The sequence below is a fragment of the Brevibacterium luteolum genome, assembly GCF_025147615.1.
Taxonomy (GTDB): Bacteria; Actinomycetota; Actinomycetes; order Actinomycetales; family Brevibacteriaceae; genus Brevibacterium; species Brevibacterium luteolum.
Window position 1 is genome coordinate 1 of the sequence record NZ_JALXPM010000083.1, and the last position, 3,793, is coordinate 3,793.

General features: G+C 66.0%; 4 protein-coding genes, 1 pseudogene and 1 riboswitch. Of the genes and pseudogenes, 2 read left to right on the forward strand and 3 right to left on the reverse strand.

The features are described from left to right. Positions 1 to 181: 181 nt before the first annotated feature. Positions 182 to 982 (reverse strand): bifunctional hydroxymethylpyrimidine kinase/phosphomethylpyrimidine kinase, encoded by an 801-nt coding sequence (gene thiD, locus M3C25_RS12995; RefSeq protein WP_219722644.1) that lies wholly within the window; start codon positions 980 to 982, stop codon positions 182 to 184. After that, entirely contained in the window at positions 979 to 1,446 is a 468-nt protein-coding gene (locus M3C25_RS13000; protein WP_102163043.1) for an NUDIX hydrolase, read from the reverse strand. The genes thiD and M3C25_RS13000 overlap by 4 nt, the downstream gene beginning before the upstream one ends. Positions 1,447 to 1,479: 33 nt before the next feature. Beyond that, a riboswitch (TPP riboswitch) is annotated at positions 1,480 to 1,598 on the reverse strand. A 447-nt stretch (positions 1,599 to 2,045) separates the two neighbouring features. Between M3C25_RS13000 and M3C25_RS13005 the strand changes: the two are divergent. Then, positions 2,046 to 2,670 (forward strand): annotated as a pseudogene (locus tag M3C25_RS13005) (HAD-IC family P-type ATPase); the annotation flags it as partial. Positions 2,671 to 2,690: 20 nt separating this feature from the next. Here the strand turns inward: M3C25_RS13005 and M3C25_RS13010 are convergent. Then, positions 2,691 to 3,146 (reverse strand): hypothetical protein, encoded by a 456-nt coding sequence (locus tag M3C25_RS13010; protein ID WP_259800389.1) that lies wholly within the window; start codon positions 3,144 to 3,146, stop codon positions 2,691 to 2,693. 36 nt (positions 3,147 to 3,182) lie between these two features. On the opposite strand from M3C25_RS13010, the gene M3C25_RS13015 reads away from it, so the two are divergent. Continuing rightward, positions 3,183 to 3,776 (forward strand): amidohydrolase family protein, encoded by a 594-nt coding sequence (locus M3C25_RS13015; protein WP_338128518.1) that lies wholly within the window; start codon positions 3,183 to 3,185, stop codon positions 3,774 to 3,776. Positions 3,777 to 3,793 lie beyond the last annotated feature (17 nt).

A 3,793-nucleotide genomic window follows, 5' to 3' on the forward strand; every position in this document is an offset into this window, starting at 1 on the left:
GCAATAGACCTGCCAGTGTCAATGACAAGACCCGCAGCCTCGACCCGATACTCCTGCGTATAAGAACGCCGCTGGCGCTTCTGATCTGACATACTGAACATCCTTCCAGCAGGACAGCAAATCCCGCTAACTCGGGTGTCCACTAAACGAGGGTAACCTCAGTGAGTGATTTCGGCACGGATTATTCCCGCGGACAGAGCTGGTGAAAGTGATGCACGGGACCGTGGCCGTGACCGACGTCGAGGAGGTCGCTGGCGATGAGAGCATCGTGAAGATACCGCTTGGCCTGGCGCGCACTGTCTTGCGCCGAGTGACCGGGCAGCAGCGAGGCGATCGCCGACGACAGTGTGCAGCCGGTTCCGTGGTCGTTGAGAGTCTCGACTCTGGCGGCGGTGAATGCACGGGCTCCCTCCGGCCCGCAGATAGTCGACGTGGGACACCTCGTGCGTGAGGTGTCCGCCCTGAGTAGCACCCAGGGAGAACCGAGGCTGCGCAGCCGGGTGCCCTGATCGTGCATCTGCTGCCAGGTTGTGGCTTCCTCGGTGTCGAGGAGGACCGCAGCCTCGGGGAGGTTCGGCGTGATGATCGTCGCCAGCGGGACGAGCGTGTCCCGGACGGCGGCCACGGCGTCGGTGTCGAGAAGGTGATCGCCGCTCTTGGTACCATTGCCGAGCACGATGTTCTCGGCTTCGTGCTGTCGGAGCCGGTCGGCGACGACCTCGGTGTTCGCGGCGTTGGCGACTATGCCGATCTTCACCGCGTCGACACGGACATCGTCGAAGGCCGCATCGATCTGCTTGCCGACGAAAGAGGGGTCGAGGGGAACGAAGGAGCGCACGCCGCAAGTGTTCTGAGCAACGACCGCGGCGGCGGCTGTCACACCGTAGGCACCTATCGCTGTGAACGCCTTGAGATCGGCCTGGACACCAGCACCACTGGTCGGGTCGGTTCCCGCTATCGAGAGGACAATGTGAATCGTCACGCTCTCACCTCGTTCTGCGCGACGGCAACGGCGTACCGGGCGACATCGACGACGTCCTTGCTCAGCGTCAGCTGGGCGTCGTCGACCTCGTCGAGGGCAAACCACCCAGCTTCCAGGGCATCGTCACCGGCACGCAGGGATCCGGACCGCCACCGGCACGCCACGGCGATGAGGACGAAGTGGCTGACCAGATCGCCATCCGTGCCGCGATCGAAGGCATCGATCGACGTCAGGACGCCGATGGCGTCGCCCACGAGACTAGTCTCCTCGGCCAGCTCACGCTCGGCCGCTTGCGTGATGGTTTCTCCGAACTCGATTTTCCCACCGGGGAAGCCCCAGTACCCGGCATCGGGCGGATTCGCCCGACGCACCAAGGCCACACGGTCATCGTCGATGACGACGCAGAGAACGGCTACCGTCGGCCGCGCACGGCCGACGTCCGAATCGGCGGGAGGAATCGACACTGTGGCCTCACTTCTGGAGGCCAGCGACGGGAGCAAGCGCTACGAGACCAGTCCCTTCGCCGGCATGATCCGGATCAGGTTCTAAGGGTCACCACGCCGACCATCGTCCAGTGGTATCTCAGCCCCTTGACGGGGCACCCCTCGGTAACACCGAGCCTACCAGAAGGCCGCCACTGTGTGTCCAGACTGTCGCCACAAGTCCCTGTCCCGCGGTCCGAGGCTGCGTGACACGAACCCCAACATCGGTGCAGATGGCGCGCCATAGAGCCCGGCACTCGTTACCGGCGCGATCAACGCGAGGCGGTATAAGCGTCGATCGCATTGTTGGAAACACGCCCGAGACCAGAGACGTCTTACCGATCTCACGCGCCCATTTCCGAAGCTCGGCCAGGGGTAGCGACGATGCTGACACGATGCATTGTTCAGCCTTTGCGGCGCACGAGATGGACGACGGAGGCTGACCGGCCGCGCCGCTATAACGCAGATGTCCAATGCGTGGGACTGATGCAAGGGGAGGTGACAATCAGGGTGTCACGCTGCGGCTGCAGGTGAGTCAGTAATTGCTTCGTACTCGACAGGTGTCAATCGGCCCAACCGGGCTTGCCGACGGCGCCGTCATCGGTGCGCTGCGGCTGGCCGATGAGATCCGCGCGGAATCGCACGATGCCGTCGCTGCCCTGCACGCAGCCGGGGTGCAGGTCGTGATGATCACCGGTGACGCACAGGCAGTCGCCGACACCGTCGCAGCAGAGCTCGGCATCGACCGGGTGTTCGCCGGCGTCAGGCCCGAGGACAAAGCCGCCACAGTGGGAGCTCCAGCGTGAGGGCAGGCGTGTGGCGATGGTCGGGGACGGTGTCAACGATGCTCCGGCGCTCGCCCAGGCAGACGTCGGCATCGCGATCGGTGCGGGCACCGATGTGGCGATCGGCTCCGCTGGTGTCATCCTCGCCTCGTCAGATCCGCGTTCGGTGCTCTCGGTCTTCGAGCTCTCGCGTGCGACGTACCGGAAGATGAAGCAGAACCTGTGGTGGGCTGCCGGCTACAACCTCATCTCGGTTCCACTTGCCGCCGGCGTGCTGGCACCGGTCGGCTTCGTGCTGCCGATGAGCATCGGCGCCATTCTCATGTCCGCCTCCACAGTCGTGGTGGCGCTCAACGCGCAGCTGCTGCGCCGTCTCGACCTCTCACCGGCTGCCAGCACCGCTGCCGTGCTCGAGTCCTGACGCACCGAACCGGATTAAGGTCACTCCGTCTGCGGCCGCTGCTGCTCAACGCCCGGTGACGCAGCCTCAGCCGTCCGTGCCGGTTGTGTGCCAGCGGCGACTTCCGCCTCGGGCGCGGTGGTCTGACCTGCGGCCGTCGACGTCCCCGCGGGGACGTCCCCAGCCGCAGCCGGCTCCTCATCGACACCGTGCGTGCGCAGCTCGCCGGCGCGGTAGGCGTGGTAGTAGGCGACGACGACCTCGTCATCGGAGTGGCGAGTCGCCAGGCTCACCGCGATGAGCACGATCGCCGAGGTGATGAGACCGGGCAGGATCTCGTGGATGCCGAAAGGCTGGCCGGAGAAGCGCCACACGAGTGAGACGGCCATCGCGGCCGGGAGTACACCAGCTTCCTCAGCTCCCGGCCGCAGGAAGCTGAAGACGAGGCCATCCGCACCGTCATCGAAGCCGCCCGCCGCACCGGTTGCCGCGCGCACATCCTCCACCTGTCGTCCGCGGCAGCGCTCAAGGAGATCGCCGCGGCACGCGAGGAGGGCGTCCGGCTGACCGTCGAGACCTGCCCGCACTACCTCGTGCTCGCCGCCGAGGACATCCCGGGCGGCGCGACGACCTTCAAGTGCTGCCCGCCGATCCGTGAGGAATCGAACCGGACGGCACTGTGGGAGGGCCTGCGCAGCGGCATCATCGACTGCGTGGTCTCCGACCACTCGCCGTCGACCGCCGAGCTCAAGTTGCTCGACAGCGGTGACTTCGGCGAAGCCTGGGGCGGCATCTCGCCCCTTCAGCTCGGTCTCTCACTGCTCTGGACGGAAGCCCAGCAGCAGGGTATCGACCTCGCCGAGGTCGTCGGCTGGATGTCCGAGGCGCCTGCCCGAATCGCCGGCGTTGAGGGCAAGGGCTGGATCGCCGAAGGCGCCTCGGCTGACTTCGCCGTCTTCAACCCGGAATGCCGTTGGGAAGTCCGGGCTGAGGATCTCTGGCACCGCAACCCGATCACCGCCTATGAGACCCGCGAAGTCCTCGGGAAGGTCGAGCAGACCATCCTGCGCGGACAGCGCGTGGACTTCACGACCCCACACGGTCAGCTCCTGCGCCGCCAGGGCTGATCCTGAGGCCGCCGTTG